Here is a 15386-nt window from a genome sequence, read left to right on the forward strand (position 1 = left end):
GCGCTGAGGGGTCCGCGCTGAGGGGTCCGCGCCGGCGCTCGGCCGTGCCCGGCGAGGTCGCGTGCCGGGGGTGCGCGCGGCCGTGCGGTCAGCGTCCCGCCGGGGTGAGCGGCTCGTTGCGGTCACGGCGGGCCAACGCGACGACACCGACGGAGACCGCCGCGACCAGCAGCGCCAGCCCGAGGGTCCATGCCGTCGCCGAGGGGGCGTTCGGGTCGTCGTAGGCCAGCGAGGCCCGGATGTCGCCGACCTCACCCGGGGTGAAGTTCCAGCTGATCGTCCCGGAGTCGGTGTCCCCGTTGGTGTCGAGCACCTCGCCTGGAGCGCTGATCTTGAGCTGGAAGTCGGCCCTGTCGACGGGAATGGTCGTGAGATCGACCTTGCCGCTCACGAGCACCCGGTTGCCCGCCCGGCGCAACGTGAGCTGGGTGCGCTGCTCGCCGGCCGCGCCCGCGACCGACGTCAGCTGCGCGACCTGGTCGAACGAGAGCCCGCTGAACCGCAGCACCGACCCGGCGTACCCGTCCTGCCGGTAGTCGGAGACGTCCACCTCGGACCGCAGGTCCTCGGGCAGGGTGAGCGTGGGTCCCCGGTCGTCGGGGGTCTTCTGCGGTGTCGCGATCACGACCTCGCCGGTGACGGTGTCGTCGGGCTGCAGGGCGAGTGCCGTCCGGACCCGTGCGCAGCCGCTGAGCGCGCCGAGTACGAGCACGGCCATCAGGACCGCGGACAATGCGCGGCGGCGCGGGGAGCGGACGCCGGTGACGGGCGGGGACTGCATGGCGTCATCGTGCCATCGGGTGGCGGCGGCGCCCCCGCGACGGGCCGAGGCTCAGGCCGGACCCGGTCCCGGCGCGCCCGCCGGGGGCGGGGCCTCCGGCGGGTCGAGCGGCAGCGGGCGGCCCAGCACGGCGAACGGCCGCGAGTCGCCGGTGAACCGGTGCTGGCGCAACAGGTCGACGAACCCGGTGCGCCGGTAGAGCCGCCACGCCCGGCCCGGCGGGCGGTCGCCGTACTCCGGCGTCGAGAGCAGCACCTTCGCGTAGCCGGTGTCGGTCAGCAGGGCGCGCAGCAGACCCTCGCCGAGGCGTGAGCCCTGCGCGTCGGGGCGGACGTGCAGCTCGGTGAGCTCGAAGTAGTCGGACAGCCAGTACGCGGCGTGCGGTGCGTCCCCCAGGCCCCGGCGCACCTCGTCGTACCACCACTGGCCCGCGCCGCCCCCGTAGCCGTAGGCGATGCCGAGCAGCGTGCCGGCGGGGTCGAGCCAGCCGACCGCCCGCCAGCCCGGCCGCCTGCCGTGGTCGAGCCACAGGGTGCGGCGCTGGCGCGCGGTGCTGCGCGGGTAGCCCATCGCCGCGACGTAGACGTCCAGCGCCTCACCGACCCGCGTCGTGAACTCCGCCTGGCTCAGCCTGACCAGCCGGTTGCGTGGAGGTGCCGCGGTCATCGCGGCGTCCGGTCGTGCGGGCGCGCCGCGGGGGGCCGCGCCCCCTGCGGGGACGACGCCGTCGACCGGGCCGAGCTGTGCACCGCGCCATCTCATCACGCCGCGGCGCGTGGGCGCAGCGGCGGTCGACGGGTGGGTCGGTTCGAGGGACGCGTTCGGGCGGGTCGGGGAGATCGTCCCGGTGCCGTCCGGCGACGTGATGGTCGTCGCCGAGGGGGAGGGCGGACACCACGACTGGCTGTTCGAACATGCGTTCGATATGATGGCGGAGGGCGGGCCGGGCGAGGGGAAGCGCTCGGGAACCGGCCCGGAGGTCGTGAGGAGCGTGGTTCACGTGAGGTCACCAGCAGGCTGCCGGTGGGGTCCGGGCGCGCGGGAGGCGGGGATGCCGTGGTGAACGCCTTCAGCCGGGTCTTCGGGTCGCGGTCGCCGACGCCGGTGCAGGTGCGCTGGCAGGACGGCGAGCCGGTCGAGTTCCAGCGCCGTCCGGTGCGCAAGGGTCCGCGGTTCCTGGTCACCGACGTCCGCGAGCGCTGGATCGAGGAGTCCCCGTGGCCGTTCCCGTCGCCGATGCCGGTCGGTGGCGATCGGCTCCGGTGCTGGCGGGTGGCGGCGCGCTCGGCCGAGGAGCCGCAGGCGCCGGAGATGGAGTTCGTGCTGCGGATGCGGGCCGGGCCGGGTGTGTGGGACCTCGTGCGGGTGCAGCGGTGAGCGCGCCGCCCGCACGCGGTACCGGCCCGGTGCCGGCGGGGGAGCGCGTCGACCGCGCCCTCCCGGCGATCGACGGACAGGGCGCGACGGGGGCCCGGGTCGGGGAAGCCCGGGCCGACGGGGAGGAGCGGTGATGAGGTCGAGCGCGGTGGTGCCGACGAGCGGGACGGCGGGGGCGGGGTCGCCCGGGAGGCCGGCCGCGGAACCGGCTGCCGAGGCGGCGGAACCCGCGGGCTCGCCGTCGCCGCGGTCCAGGGGCGGGCAGACGGTGCTGCCGTTCGTGCCGCCGCCGCGGCGCCGGGCGCCGGGTCGTGGGCCGGGTGGGGAAGCCCGGTCGCGGACCGTCGGGCCGGCGGGTCGGCCGGACGGGGATCCGCCCGTCCCGGACGGGACCGGTGGCGATCGCGCGGGCGGCCGCGGTGCGCGGCCCACCGCGCGGCGGCCGTCCGCGGCGGGCGCGCCGACGTCGCGGCACGCCACGAGCCTGCTGCGGCAGGCACAGGAGGGTCTTGCCGAGGCGCACCGGCTCGACGACCCTCTGCTGCGCTACCCGGCCGCCTACCTGTCCGCGCTGCGCGCCGCCGCGGCGGTGCTCGCGATGCGCGCCAGGCCCCAGCCGCGGCGGGGCGGCACCCGCAACGTGTGGGACCTGCTCGCCGGTGTCGCCCCGGAGTTCGGGGAGTGGGCCATGTTCTTCGCGTCCTGCTCGGCGACCCGGGCGGCGGCCGAGGCCGGGCTCACACGGCTCGTCGGCAGGCGCGACGCGGACGACCTGCTGCGTCAGGCCGAGCAGTTCGTCGCCCTCGTGGCCGCCGGCATCCCCGCGCGATGAGGTCAGACGATGGGGGGCGGCGCCGCGGCCGGTCGCCCGGCCATGGCCCGGCGGCTGCGCAGGACCCGGCCGAGCAACGCCGTGAACACCGCGGAGACCTCGCGGGCGCCGGGGGTGTCCCAGGCCTGGATCGGCAGGCAGGCCCCCTGCGCCTGCTGCACCGCCGACCGGTCGGGCAGCACGCTGCTGAACACCAGCGGGCCGAAGATGTCACGCAGCTCGGCGATGCGGTACTCGTGCTCGGCGTTGCGGGGGCGGACCCGGTTGATCAGCACGCCGAGGGGCTGGAGCTCGGGGTTGCCGCGATGGCGCTCGGTGTGCACCGCGTCGAACGCGCGCTGCACACCGGAGACGGCGAACATCGTCGGGTCGGTCACGAGGATGGCGCGCTGCGCCGCGGTGAGCGCGCTGCGGGTGAGCTGACCGAGCGAGGGCGGGCAGTCGACGACGACAAGCCGGTACGCGTCGGGATCCTCCGGGTCGTGACCGGCGGCGCGGGCGATCGGGTCGTCCGGGGCGCCCGCCCCGTCGTTGTCGGGCAGCTCGTGCAGCCGCGACAGCGCGCGGGCGAGCCGGTTCAGCTGTTTCGGGCCGGGATCGGGATGGTTGTGCCGCTCCGTCTGCTCGGCGCCGACGAGCACGTCGAGCCCCTCACCCCATCCGCTGGGGGCGATCGCCCGGTGCAGCACGGAGCGTCGCGGATCGTCGAGGACGTCGGCGACCGTCGCGGTCGTCGGCTCGACGTCGAGCGCGATCGTGGCGTTCGCCTGCGGGTCGAGGTCGACCAGCAGCGTACGGACGCCGTGGTGGAGCGCGGCACCCGCGAGCCCGAGGGCAACGGTGGTCTTCCCGACACCGCCCTTGAGGCTCAACGTGGCGACGACATGCACGCGATCAACTTACTCTGTCGTGTCTGCCACTACGCTGCGGTCCGTGACTGCGGCGGCGGGAGATCTGCTGGGTGCGTCCGGCGGCAGCCGGGTGGGGCGCGTGCTCGAGGCGGAGCTGGGTCGAGTCCGGGCGGCGCGCCCCGGCCTCCGACCACTGGTCCTCGACGTGGGCGGCGGAAGCGGCGCGTGGGCGGTGCCGCTCGCCGCGGCCGGCTGCACGGTGACCGTCGTCGACACGAGCCCGAACGCGCTGGCCGCCCTCCAGCGCCGGGCTCGTGAGGCGGGTGTCGGACAACATGTGACCGCGGTGCAGGGCGACGTCGACGCGCTCACCGACTGCGTCGAGTCCGGCAGCGCCGATTTGGTGCTCGGGCACGGGCTGCTGGAGGTGGTCGACGACGCGCGCGGTGCCGTCACGGCGCTCACCGCGGCGGCGGCTCCCGGCGCGGCGGTGTCGGTGCTGGTCACCGGGCGGACGGCGGCCGTGCTCAGCCGGGTGCTCGCCGGGCGGCTCGCCGAGGCCCGTGCCGTCCTCACCGACCCCGACGGCCGGCTCGGCCCGGGGGACAAGCTGCGCCGCCGCCTCGACGGCCCCGGCCTGCGCGAGCTGCTCGCAGGCGCCGGGCTGGAGGTCGAGATCGTGCAGGGCGACGGGGTGCTCGACGCCTGGCTGCCGGGTGCCGTCCGCGACGGCAACGCCCCGGGCGCCGGTGCCGCCGAGATCGCCGAGCTGGAGTCCCTCGCCGCCGGGGTGCCGGCCCTGCGCGAGGTCGCCGCGCGGCTGCACGCACTCGCCCGCCGGCCCTGACCCGCGCGGTTCGCGGCCCGGATGCACGTCCTCGCCCACCCGGGCGGCCGCCGGACCGTGGGTGCCACGACACGCGTACGACCCCGGCAGCCGAGCCGTCGAGTCGCGACCGCGACGCGGGCACTCCATGTCGCGTCCGCGACGCGGTCGCTCCGCGGCGTGGCCGACACGCCGTGCGCTGTGACACGCTGACGACCCGCACGTGAGGCGCATCTCCGCCGCCGTTCGAAGATCGGACCGTTGTGTTCGGTACTCCGGCTAGTGGACCAGGCGCCGGACTCGTATCCTCTGCACTAGACGTCCACCCCGGGCGCTCGTCGTGTCGTTCCGGCACCATGGAAGATGACCCGACCGAACATCGTGTGCCGGAGGCGAAGCCATGCCCCTCTCCGAGCACGAGCAGCGACTGCTCGACCAGATCGAGCGTGCTCTCTACGCCGAAGACCCCAAGTTCGCGTCGTCCGTCCGCGGCGGCCGACTGCGCAAACCGACCCGGCGCAGGCGCCTGCAAGGCGTACTGATGTTCCTGCTGGGCCTCGTCCTCCTCGTCGTGGGCGTCGCCGTCCGCGCCTTGTGGCTGGCCAGCAGCTTCCCGGTACTGAGCGTCGTCGGCTTCCTGCTGATGCTCGGCGGTGCGGTGCTGGCGGTGACGTCCGTCGGGGCCGGCAACGCGCAGAACGCCCAGGGCAAGAACGCGCCGCCGCCGGACAAGGGCGGCTTCACCGGCAAGATGGAGGAGCGTTTCCGGCGGCGCTTCGAACAGGAATGACCTGACGCGGCCGGGTTCGGTACCCGGTTCTCGACGACGGCGGCCCCACGGGGGTCGCCGTCGTCGTTTCCGGCGGCCGTCGCCCCGGTCGCATCGTCGACCACGGCGGGAACGCCTGGCGACCATCGCCACTCACAGGCGGTTCGGCTCGGACGGCCGCCGCGCCCGCCGACGTGCGGCGCGACGGGACCGCGTCAGACCCCTGCCGGGGTCCGGGGGGCCGGGACGGCGGCGGACCGGCGGCGCAGCACGGACGGGGGGAGCAGCCGGCCGCGCAGCCCGAGGGGGGTGCCGGCGGCGATGCCCGCACGGACGGCCGCCAGCGACGCCGAGAGCGTCGGCCCGTCACCGGCCGCGGGCCGGCCGCGAACCGCGCGGTCTCGACGGCCGTCACGAGCCGGCGCAGGCCGTCGCGCGCGGGCTCGTCGAGGTCGTGCTCCTCGACGAGCCGCCGGGCGGCCGCGCGCACGGTGTCGGAGACCGGCACGCCCACCCCCCGGTCCGCGGACTCGGCGAGGACCTCGGACCACGCCTGCTCCGCGGCGTCGGGCCCGCCGGCCGCGGTGGCGGCGAGCCGGCGGCGGCGCAGCCGTCGTCGTTGCAGCGCGGGGGCGACGAGCGCGAGCAGCACCAGGAGACCGCCGAGCGCGACGAGCGGCACGACCCACCACGACGACGAGTCGGCGGTCGGCTGCGGCTGGTCGGGCGGCGGGGGCTGGTCCTGCGGGGCCGTCGGCTCGGGCGTGTCGCCGTCCTGCGGCACGGTGTCCTGCGGCGTGGCGGGCTCGGCGTCGGACGCGCCCTGCTCGTGGGCCTGCTGGACGTAGTTCGGGACGATCGTGCGGCCGTCCGAGAGCGGCGTCGGGTCGAAGGAGGTCCAGCCGTAGTTGTTGAAGTAGACCTCGACCCAGGCGTGCGCGTCGGAGCTGGTGATCAGCCTGCGGTCGCCGTCGACGGTGCCGCCGGTGAACCCGACGGCGACGCGCGTGGGGACGCCGGTGGTGCGCAGCATGACGGCCATCGCCGTCGCGAACTGTTCGCAGTAGCCGGTGCGGCCCTTGGTGAGGAACTCGACGAGCGCGTCGTCGCCTGCTCCCGGCGCGGTGGCGAGGCTGTAGTGGAACTGCGAGTTCGGCCCGGTGAAGTAGTCGACGACGGCCATGGCCTTGTCGAAGGCGTTGGTGCGGCCGCGGGTGACGTCGGCGGTGAGGGCCGCGACGCGCGGGTCGACGCCCGCCACGTTGAGGTACCCGACGTCGACGGCCCCCGGCGCGGGGGTGGCTGCCCGCAGGTCGTCGGCCGTCGGTTGCTGCAGCAGCGCGGTCTGCGTCCAGCTGCTCTCCTCGCGCTGGCGGGTGCTGTAGGCGATGCCGGAGACGGGATCGTAGGACCAGTTGCCGGACAGGCCGTCGACGCGCTGGGGCGTGCCGTACACGGGGAGCCAGTAGTCGCGGAACCCGACGTTGTCGACCGCGACGGTCGCCTTCTGGGTGCCGTCGGGCGCGCCGCCGGGGAGGTCGGTGTCGCCGATGGGGACCCCGGGCGCGGGTGCCGTCGCGACGAACCCGCGGTCGGCGGCGAAGTCGCGCAGCGTCAGCGCCCGCATGTACTGCGGCTGCGGCAGCCCCGACACCTCGAACAGGTCGGCAGGCGTGCCACGGGTGAGCTGGCCCCGCAGCGCGGTGAACGGGTTGAGCCCGATGGCGCCGCTCGCGCTGAGGTTGCCGCTGTTGAACCGGCCCGTCGTCCCGACGGCGGTGAACAGGGATCCGGCGAGCAGCGCTACGACGACCGCGACGGCCGTCATCAGCACGCCCGCGGGAAGTTGGCGACGGGCTCCGCGACGGGTGAGGAGCAGGAGTGCGAAGCCGGCGGCCGCGCCGGTGACCGCCCACCACGGGAGCAGCCTGCCGGTGAGCGCCGTCGGCACGGCGTAGACCGCGAGCAGGGGGACGCCTGCCGCGGCGGGCGCCTGCCCGACGACGGCGATGAGCTGGACGATCAGCCCGACGACGCCGATGCCGGCCGTCGTGAGCAGCAGGATCTCCGGGGTCGACGCGATCGGTGGCACCCCGGTGCTGATCTGGGAACCCGCGCCCGCGACGAGCCGGCCGAACTCCGCGAACGCCGCCGGCCCGGGGAACCACTCGGGGGTGAATGCGACGACCAGGTACTCGAGCATCGCGGCGAGCGCGACGACGGTGGCGACGGCCGCGTGCGCCCGGCGCAGCAGCACACTCACCGCGACGCAGACCGCGACGATCCCGGCCGCGTGCCCGAGCCACGCGATGCCCTGCACGACGGCGGCCACGGGCGCGGACGCGAGCACCGCGGCGATGCCGGCGGCGACGGCGACGTCGATCCCGGCGCGCCGTGGCCGACCTGGTGCGGGTGGGCGCGCCGGCCGCGTCGCGGTGGGCGCGGGCCGGTCCCGGGTCGGCGCGCTCACCGCGCGGCCCCGGGGACGAGCCGGCGTCCGGAGCTCAGGTCGGCCCAGCAGGTCCGCGGGTCGGTGTCGGCCCGGGCGACGGTGACGTGCCAGCCGGCCCGGCGCAGGTCGGCGGCGGTGGCGTCGGCGGGCCGGGCGGTGGCACCGGCGTCCCAGCTCGCGACGTCGAGCACGACGGCGTGGCCGCTCGCGGGGCGGCGTTCCAGCAGCGCCGCGACGTCGTCGGAGCTCGTCTCGCCCACGATCGCGACGACGTCGCCCGACGGCGCCAGCAGCGGCCCGTCGAGTGTGGTCCGGGCCGAGACCCGGAGCGTCGCGAGCGCGTCGAGCAGCTCGTCGGCGCCCGTGGCGGGCAGACCGGAGGAGCCCCCGAGCCGGGGGGCCAGCGCCGCGCCGTCCTCGGTCACGACGGTGACCGGCTCGCCCGCGCGGACCAGGTGCAGCGCGATCGACGCGGCCATCGACACGGCGTACTCCAGGCTCGAGGACGGGCCGTCGCCGCGGTGCGCGCCGTCGCGCCGGTCGAGCAGCACGGTGATCTCGCCGCGCCACGGTCGTTCCTCGAGGCGCACCATGAGCTCGTCGTGGCGGGCGGTGGCCCGCCAGTGGACGCGGCGGATCTCGTCGCCGGACCGGTAGGGCCGGACCATGACGTCGGGCTCGCCGATGCCCTGGTGCGCGACGACCGCGCCGGGCGTGCCCTCACCGCCGCCGAGCGCGGACGGCAGGCCGTGCAGGTCGACGGTCGCGGGCAGCACGAGCAGCCGGTCGGCGCCGCCGTAGCGGCGGGGGAACTCGGCCAGCCCGAGCGGGTCGGTGACCCGCGCGACGAGCGGCCCGACGCGGTGGTCGCCGCGCAGCACCGGCCGCAGCGGGTAGCGCAGCAGCACACCGGTCCGCGGCGGGAGCCGGTGCACGGTGAACCGCGGTGGTGCGGAGGGCCGCGGGCCCGCGGCGTCGGGCACCGTGTCGGCGACGCGCAGCGCGCCGACGAGCGGACCGCCGGAGAGCCGCACGTCGACGGTGCACTCGGCGCCGACGCTCACCCGCGCGGGGTCGACGGTCCGGTCGGCGCGCACCACCCGCCGGGTCACGGCGGCGACGAGCAGCGAGAGCAGCGGCAGCGCGACGACGAACAGGGCGAGCCGCAGCAGGTCGCGTTCGTCGAGCACGACGGCACTGACCCCGGTCGCGATGCCGCCCGCGAGCAGGCAGCGGCCGCGCACGGTCAGACCCGACGACCAGCGGGGCCGCCCGGACCTGCCCCCGGAGCCGGTCGCGCGGGGAGCCGCCACCGGCCTCAGCTCCCGGAGCGCGCGGCCGGGACGGGAACGGGCAGTCCCGCGACGAGGGTGCGCACGATGTCGGCCGCCGACCGTCGGGCGGCCTGCGCCTCGGGGGTGAGCATGAGCCGGTGTGCGAGCACCGGCACGGCGACGGCCTGCACGTCGTCGGGGACGACGTAGTGCCGGCCGGCGAGCGCGGCCTGTGCCCGGGAGGCGCGGACGAGGTGCAGCGTCGCGCGCGGTGAGGCGCCGAGCCGCAGGTCGGGCAGCGAGCGGGTGGCGGCGACGATGTCGACGCAGTACTGCCGGACCTCGGGGGCGATGTGCAGGTGTCGCACGGCGTCGACGAGGCCGCGGACCGTCCGGGCGTCGGTCACCGGGCGCAGCGTCTCGAGCGGGTCGGCCGCGGCGTGCTCGTCGACCATGGCCAGCTCGGCGGCGGGGTCGGGGTAGCCGATCGAGACGCGGGCGGTGAACCGGTCGCGCTGGGCCTCCGGCAGCGGGAACGTGCCGTCCATCTCGACGGGGTTCTGCGTCGCGACGACCATGAAGGGTGCGGCCAGCTGGTAGGTGGCGCCGTCCACGGTGACCTGGTCCTCGGCCATGCACTCCAGGAGCGCCGACTGCGTCTTGGGTGACGCGCGGTTGATCTCGTCGGCGATGACGACGTTGGCGAACACCGGCCCGGGCCGGAACTCGAACTCGCTGGTGTGCCGGTTGTAGACCGACATGCCGGTGATGTCGCCGGGCAGCAGGTCCGGGGTGAACTGCACGCGGCTGACCGAACAGTCGATGGACCGGGCGAGCGCCTTCGCGAGCGAGGTCTTGCCGACGCCCGGCACGTCCTCGACGAGCAGGTGGCCCTCGGCCAGCAGCGTCACGAGGGCGACGCGCACGACCTCGGGCTTGCCGACCAGCACCCGCCCGACGCTCGCCGCGATGCGGGACGTGACGTCCGCCATCGCGCCGACGGCGGGCAGGTCGGTGTCGGTGTCGGAGGCCGTGCGGGGCCGCCCGGACCGGCTGCTCGTGGTGGTCACCGTCGTCCTCTCGGTCGTGCACGGGTGGTCGCGCGCGGCGGGGCGATGCGCGCGGGTCGTCGACCCCAGTCTGTCAAACGACCCGCCGCAGGTTCGCTCGGACGAGTGGTGTCACATCCCGTGACCGCCACCCGTGCCGGTGCGCCCCCGTTTCCCCACCCTTCCCCATGGGTCTCGTCGGCGGGCACCCCCGCGTTCCCCACCACGCCCCACCGCGGCCGGGAAGACCGGGTGATCGCGGCCCCGGAGGGGCTCGGCGGCCGGGCCGGGCCGCGTCGGCGGCGGTCGGTCCGGCTCCGGGACCCCACCGCGCCCCACCGTCATTGAGCTGCACGAATCCGCCGATCGGGGGCGTGACAGGAGGCGTTTCGTGTTGACGGTGGGACGAAGTGGGGTAGGGTGGGGCGCACTGGAGCAAGCGGGCCCTCGGGGGAGGTGGTGCCGGTGTTCCTCGGCACCTACACCCCCAAGCTCGACGACAAGGGGCGGCTCACGCTGCCCGCGAAGTTCCGTGACGACCTCCGAGGTGGCCTGATGATCACGAAGGGGCAGGACCACTGCCTTTACGTGTTCACGCGGGAGGCCTTCGGCGAGATGGCAGCCAAGATCGCCTCCGCGCCGCTCACCAACGAGGCCGCCAGGGCGTTCCAGCGCAACCTGTTCGCCGGCACCGACGAGCAGAACCCCGACGCGCAGGGCCGGATCGCGATCACCCCGGAGCTGCGCCGCTATGCCGGTCTCACCAAGGACTGCGTGGTGATCGGTGCGTTCACCCGCGCCGAGATCTGGGACGCGCAGGCCTGGGCGGACTACCAGCAGCGACACGAGGACGACTACGCGAAGGCGCAGGAGGAGGTTCTTCCCGGACTGATCTGACCTATCGGCGGTGCCCCCTCCCGGGGGCCGTGGCCGCCCCCCTCGAGTGGGACAGCCCTGACGCACCTTCCCCGGCGCCAGGTCGTCCCACGGGCGGGCACCCGGCACCCGGGAGAGGACATCGCCGACCACCGGCCCGACTGGGGAGTGCGGGCCGAGAGGCGGCGATCGGGGGCTCGTGCGCCCGGCCGTCGGCATACGCGGAACGACAGCGGCAGGACCGTGGTGGCGGCGACGGTGGGCGAGGTGGACGGTGGGGCAGCACCCTGACGAGGACGGGCCGGCTGGGGCCAGGCACGTCCCCGTCCTGCTGCCCCGCGTGCTCGAGCTCCTCGGACCCGCGCTCGCCGGACGACCGGCGGTCGTGGTCGACGCGACCCTCGGCCTCGGCGGCCACTCGGCGGCGCTGCTGGCCGCGCACCCCGAGCTCACCCTCGTCGGTCTCGACCGCGACCCGCAGGCCCTGGAGCTCGCGGGCCGTCGGCTCGTCGCGTTCGCCGACCGGACCCACCTCGTCCACGCGGTCTACGACCGCATCGCCGACGTCCTCGCGGAGCTGGGGCTTCCCGGGGCCGACGGCGTGCTGTTCGACCTGGGGGTGTCCTCCCTCCAGCTCGACGCGGACGAGCGTGGCTTCTCCTACTCGCGCGACGCCGACCTCGACATGCGGATGGACCCGACGACCGGTCCCACCGCGGCCGACGTCCTCAACACCTATGCCGTTCCCGAGCTCGCGCGGATCCTGCGCGAGTACGGGGAGGAACGGTTCGCGGGCCGGATCGCCGCGGCGATCGGCCGGGCGCGCGACCGCCGGCCGTTCACCCGCAGCAGCGAGCTCGTCGAGCTGCTGTACGAGACGGTGCCCGCCGCGTCGCGGCGCACCGGCGGCCATCCGGCCAAGCGGACGTTCCAGGCGCTGCGCATCGAGGTCAACGGCGAGCTCGATGCGCTGCGTGCCGCCGTGCCCGCGGCCATCGACTCGCTGACCGTCGGCGGCCGGATCGTCGTGCTGTCCTACCACTCGCTCGAGGACCGGCTGGTCAAGCGGGAGCTGGCGGCCAGGTCGGTGTCGACGACACCGCAGGACCTGCCCGTGGAGCTACCGGGCCACGGTCCGGAGCTGCGGCTGCTCGTCCGCGGTTCGCAACAGGCGTCGGAGGAGGAGGTCGGCGAGAACCCGCGGGCCGCCTCCGTGCGGCTGCGTGCCGCCGAGCGGATCCGGGAGGCGGCATGACGACCCGCCGTCCGGGCGACCACGGGTCCGCCGTCGCCGTCGTCAGCGTCGTCACCAGCGCCGTCACCGGGGGGTCGTCATGAGCGCGCCAGTCACCGAACGCCAGCACGTCGCGGCGCCCGCCCGGGCCCGGCGGTCCTCGCAGGTCCCCGCCCAGCGCGCCCGTGACCGGCGGGCGCGCGCGGCGACCGTCCCGGCGCAGCGGTCGCGGACCGCGACGGCGGCCGTCCCGCGCACCACCCGCGCGGCCGCGCCGCGCACCGCCGCGCAGCGGGCCTACGCGCGGCGCGACGACCGGCTGCGGCGCGTCGTCGGCGTCCGCGGCCCGCGCACGGGAGCGGCCCCCGCGGGCCGGGCCCAGTTCGTCCTGCTGGTGATGGTGTTGCTGGCCGCCGGTCTCGTCGCCACGCTGTGGCTGTCCACCGCCGCGGCCGCCGACTCCTACCGGCTGCAGGACGCCGGCACCAGGACGCGCGACCTCACCGAGCAGAGCGAGATGCTGCGCAAGCAGGTCGCCGCGCTCGACGCGGCGCCCGCGCTGGCCCAGCGTGCGACGCAGCTGGGCATGGTGCCCGCCGACGACCCGGCACGCCTCGTCGTCGCGGCCGACGGCTCGGTCACCGTCGTCGGGACACCCGCCGCGGCCCGCCGCGGCCACCGCCCCGGCCCCGCCGCCCCCGCCGCCCGCCCCGCCTGCCGACCCGAACGCCACGGCTGCGCAGCCGGGCGCGGCGCCGGCGGGTCAACCGCCCGCGGGCCAGGCAGCGGGCGACCCCGCGGCAGGTCAGCCCGCCGCAGGTCAGCCCGCCGGGCAGCCCGTCGCCGGGCAGCAGGCCGCAGGTCAGGCCACGACGGGGCAGCCGACGGCCGGTCAGGCCGCGGCCGGGCAGCCGGCGGGCCAACCCGCGGGCCAGACAGCAGGTCAGCCCGCGGCCGGGGCCACCGCCCCCACCGAGGACGCCCAGACGCAGGCCGACGCCGGGGCGCCCGCCGCACCGAACGGCCAGGCGGGCTGATGCCCGTCGCCCCGCCGCGGTCGCGTCCCGCAGGCGCCGCGCGCACCCCACCACCCCGACGCCCGCTCCCGCCACGCCAGTCCGGCGCGCGGCCGGGGGACCCGGCGCGCCGGCTGAAGATCGGCCGGTTGCTGCTCGTCGTGCTGCTCGGGTTGTCGCTGGTCAAGCTCGTCGGGGTGCAGACGATCCAGTCCGCGTCGCTCACGGCGTCGTCGGAGAAGCAGCGCACCACCCGCATCCCGTTGCCCGCCGAGCGCGGCTCGATCCTCGACCGCAACGGCACCCCGCTGGCGTTCAGCACCGAGGCCGACGCGCTCACGACCAACCCACGGCTGATCAACCAGCAGAAGGGCGCGGGTGCGGCGGCCTACAAGCAGCAGCTGGCCACCGCGGTCGCGGAGCGCACCGGAGGCGACCCCAACGCCCTGCTGGCGGCGCTGAACAGCGACAAGGGCTACGTCGTGCTCGCGCCGCTGGCCGACCCGGCCGCGGCCCGCGACCTGCAGGCCCGGTTCCCCGAGATCGCCGAGGAGAAGCGCGAGGCGCGTCAGTACCCCGGCGGCAGCCTGGCGGCCAACGTGATCGGCGCGGCGTCGTGGAACAGCGGCGACGGCAAGCTGACGGGCCTCGTCGGGCTGGAGAGCTCGCAGGACGCGCTGCTGTCGGGAACCGACGGCTACGAGGTCGTCGACACCGCCGAGGGCAGCTCGGCGATCATCCCCGGCACCACCCGCGCGCAGCAGGCGGCCGTCCCCGGCTCCGACATCGAGCTGACGATCGACTCCGACATGCAGTACACGATCCAGCAGCAGCTGCAGGCCTACGTCACGAAGACGAAGGCCAAGGACGGCACGGCCGTCGTGCTCGACGCGAAGACCGGCGAGGTCCTCGCGCTGGCCAACAGCGACACGTTCGACCCGACGAACCTCGCGGGCGCGACCGCAGCGTCGATGGGCAACGAGGCCGTCACCACGCCCTACGAGCCCGGCTCGGTCAACAAGATCGTGACGATGTCGGCGGCGCTGGAGTCCGGCGTCGCCAAGCCCGACGACGTGCTCGACGTGCCCGGCAGCATCAAGGTCGCCGACCGGACGATCAACGACGCCTGGTCGCACGGGCTCGACCACTACACCCTGACCGGCGTGCTGGCGAAGTCGTCGAACGTCGGCACGATCATGACGGCGCAGAAGGTCGGCGAGGACCGCTTCTGGGACATGCTCAACCGCTACGGCCTGGGTCAGAAGACCGGCATCGGGCTGCCCGGCGAGAGCTCCGGGCGGGTGCCCCCGCGCGACCAGTGGTCGGGCTCGACGTTCGGCAACCTGCCGATCGGGCAGGGCCTGTCGATGACGGTGCTGCAGATGGCCGGGATGTACCAGGCCGTCGCGAACGACGGCGTGCGCATCCCGCCACGGATCGTGGCCGCGACGATCGGCCCGAACGGCGAGCGCACCGTGCCACCCCCGCCGCAGCCGGTGCAGGTCGTCTCGCCGCAGACCGCGGCGACGCTGCGGACGATGCTGACCGCGGTCACCCAGGACGCGAAGGGCGTGCAGCGGGGGACCGGCGCCGCGGCGGCCGTGCCGGGCTACCAGGTCGCGGGGAAGACGGGCACCGCGCAGCAGGTCAACCCGGCCTGTGGCTGCTACGCGTCGTCGACCTACTGGATCACCTTCGCCGGCATGCTGCCCGCCCAGGACCCGCGGTTCGTCATCGGCATCATGCTCGACGCGCCCGCGGGCGGGGCCTCCGCGGCGCCGCTGTTCCACGACATGGCGAGCTACATCGCCGCGCGCGAGCAGATCCCCGTGGGACCGCCTGCGCCCTACCAGGAGCTCGTCGCGCCCTGAGCGGGAGCGAACCGGCCCCGGCCCCGGCCCGCGGCACGGCGACGGGTCACGCGGGTGCGCCCGCCGGTCCCGTCGGGTGCCGGCCGGGCCGGGGTGCGCGCCTGCCCGCCGACCAGCGACGACGCGTCGACCGTCGGTCGGCCGGCGGCGCCGACCGGCGCGCGACGGGGTCCGCGGC

The 15386-nt window shown here is 76.0% G+C and carries 14 protein-coding genes; 8 read left to right on the forward strand and 6 right to left on the reverse strand.

Annotated elements, in window-relative coordinates:
• Positions 1-88 precede the first annotated feature (88 nt).
• On the reverse strand, positions 89-781 hold the full coding sequence (locus PSED_RS14045) for an LppM family (lipo)protein (protein ID WP_013674910.1): 693 nt from the start codon (positions 779-781) through the stop codon (positions 89-91).
• Between the two features lie 51 nt (positions 782-832).
• Entirely contained in the window at positions 833-1447 is a 615-nt protein-coding gene (locus tag PSED_RS14050; RefSeq protein ID WP_013674911.1) for a GNAT family N-acetyltransferase, read from the reverse strand.
• Between the two features lie 393 nt (positions 1448-1840).
• Between PSED_RS14050 and PSED_RS14055 the strand changes: the two genes are divergently transcribed.
• The 3 genes from PSED_RS14055 to PSED_RS14065 are packed head-to-tail and all read left to right on the forward strand — an operon-like array spanning position 1841 to position 2990.
• Complete coding sequence (locus tag PSED_RS14055; protein WP_103384017.1) at positions 1841-2158, forward strand: hypothetical protein; 318 nt, start codon at positions 1841-1843, stop codon at positions 2156-2158.
• On the forward strand, positions 2155-2292 hold the full coding sequence (locus PSED_RS14060) for a hypothetical protein (RefSeq protein ID WP_013674914.1): 138 nt from the start codon (positions 2155-2157) through the stop codon (positions 2290-2292). The genes PSED_RS14055 and PSED_RS14060 overlap by 4 nt, the downstream gene beginning before the upstream one ends.
• Positions 2292-2990: an SAV_6107 family HEPN domain-containing protein gene (locus tag PSED_RS14065; protein ID WP_013674915.1), complete on the forward strand. Its 699-nt coding sequence runs from the start codon at positions 2292-2294 to the stop codon at positions 2988-2990. Before PSED_RS14060 ends, PSED_RS14065 begins: the two co-directional genes overlap by 1 nt.
• A gap of 2 nt (positions 2991-2992) precedes the next feature.
• Here the strand turns inward: PSED_RS14065 and PSED_RS14070 are convergent, their stop codons facing one another.
• Positions 2993-3880 (reverse strand): ParA family protein, encoded by an 888-nt coding sequence (locus tag PSED_RS14070; RefSeq protein WP_013674916.1) that lies wholly within the window; start codon positions 3878-3880, stop codon positions 2993-2995.
• A 43-nt stretch (positions 3881-3923) separates the two neighbouring features.
• On the opposite strand from PSED_RS14070, the gene PSED_RS14075 reads away from it, so the two are divergent.
• Positions 3924-4688, forward strand: coding sequence for a class I SAM-dependent methyltransferase (locus PSED_RS14075; protein WP_233899403.1), 765 nt, complete (start codon positions 3924-3926; stop codon positions 4686-4688).
• 379 nt (positions 4689-5067) lie between these two features.
• Positions 5068-5457 carry an SCO2097 family morphological protein gene (locus PSED_RS14080; RefSeq protein WP_013674918.1) on the forward strand — a complete coding sequence of 130 codons (390 nt, stop codon included), beginning with the start codon at positions 5068-5070 and terminating at the stop codon, positions 5455-5457.
• Here PSED_RS14080 and PSED_RS14085 read toward each other — a convergent pair.
• Genes PSED_RS14085 through PSED_RS14095 form a run of 3 tightly spaced genes read right to left on the reverse strand, consistent with a single transcriptional unit; the run spans position 5408 to position 10172 of the window.
• Positions 5408-7906 (reverse strand): transglutaminase TgpA family protein, encoded by a 2499-nt coding sequence (locus tag PSED_RS14085; RefSeq protein ID WP_013674919.1) that lies wholly within the window; start codon positions 7904-7906, stop codon positions 5408-5410. The genes PSED_RS14080 and PSED_RS14085 overlap by 50 nt on opposite strands.
• On the reverse strand, positions 7903-9201 hold the full coding sequence (locus tag PSED_RS14090; RefSeq protein WP_013674920.1) for a DUF58 domain-containing protein: 1299 nt from the start codon (positions 9199-9201) through the stop codon (positions 7903-7905). The genes PSED_RS14085 and PSED_RS14090 overlap by 4 nt, the downstream gene beginning before the upstream one ends.
• 5 nt (positions 9202-9206) lie before the next feature.
• Positions 9207-10172, reverse strand: coding sequence for an AAA family ATPase (locus tag PSED_RS14095; RefSeq protein ID WP_233899453.1), 966 nt, complete (start codon positions 10170-10172; stop codon positions 9207-9209).
• Between the two features lie 504 nt (positions 10173-10676).
• Between PSED_RS14095 and mraZ the strand changes: the two genes are divergently transcribed.
• From mraZ to ftsL, 3 genes are all read left to right on the forward strand, one after another.
• Positions 10677-11108, forward strand: coding sequence for a division/cell wall cluster transcriptional repressor MraZ (gene mraZ, locus PSED_RS14100; protein ID WP_013674922.1), 432 nt, complete (start codon positions 10677-10679; stop codon positions 11106-11108).
• Between the two features lie 253 nt (positions 11109-11361).
• Complete coding sequence (rsmH, locus tag PSED_RS14105) at positions 11362-12342, forward strand: 16S rRNA (cytosine(1402)-N(4))-methyltransferase RsmH (RefSeq protein WP_013674923.1); 981 nt, start codon at positions 11362-11364, stop codon at positions 12340-12342.
• A 79-nt stretch (positions 12343-12421) separates the two neighbouring features.
• Positions 12422-15208, forward strand: coding sequence for a cell division protein FtsL (ftsL, locus tag PSED_RS14110; protein ID WP_013674924.1), 2787 nt, complete (start codon positions 12422-12424; stop codon positions 15206-15208).
• Positions 15209-15386: the final 178 nt, after the last annotated feature.

Source organism: Pseudonocardia benzenivorans CB1190 (assembly GCF_000196675.2).
Taxonomy (GTDB): Bacteria; Actinomycetota; Actinomycetes; order Mycobacteriales; family Pseudonocardiaceae; genus Pseudonocardia; species Pseudonocardia benzenivorans.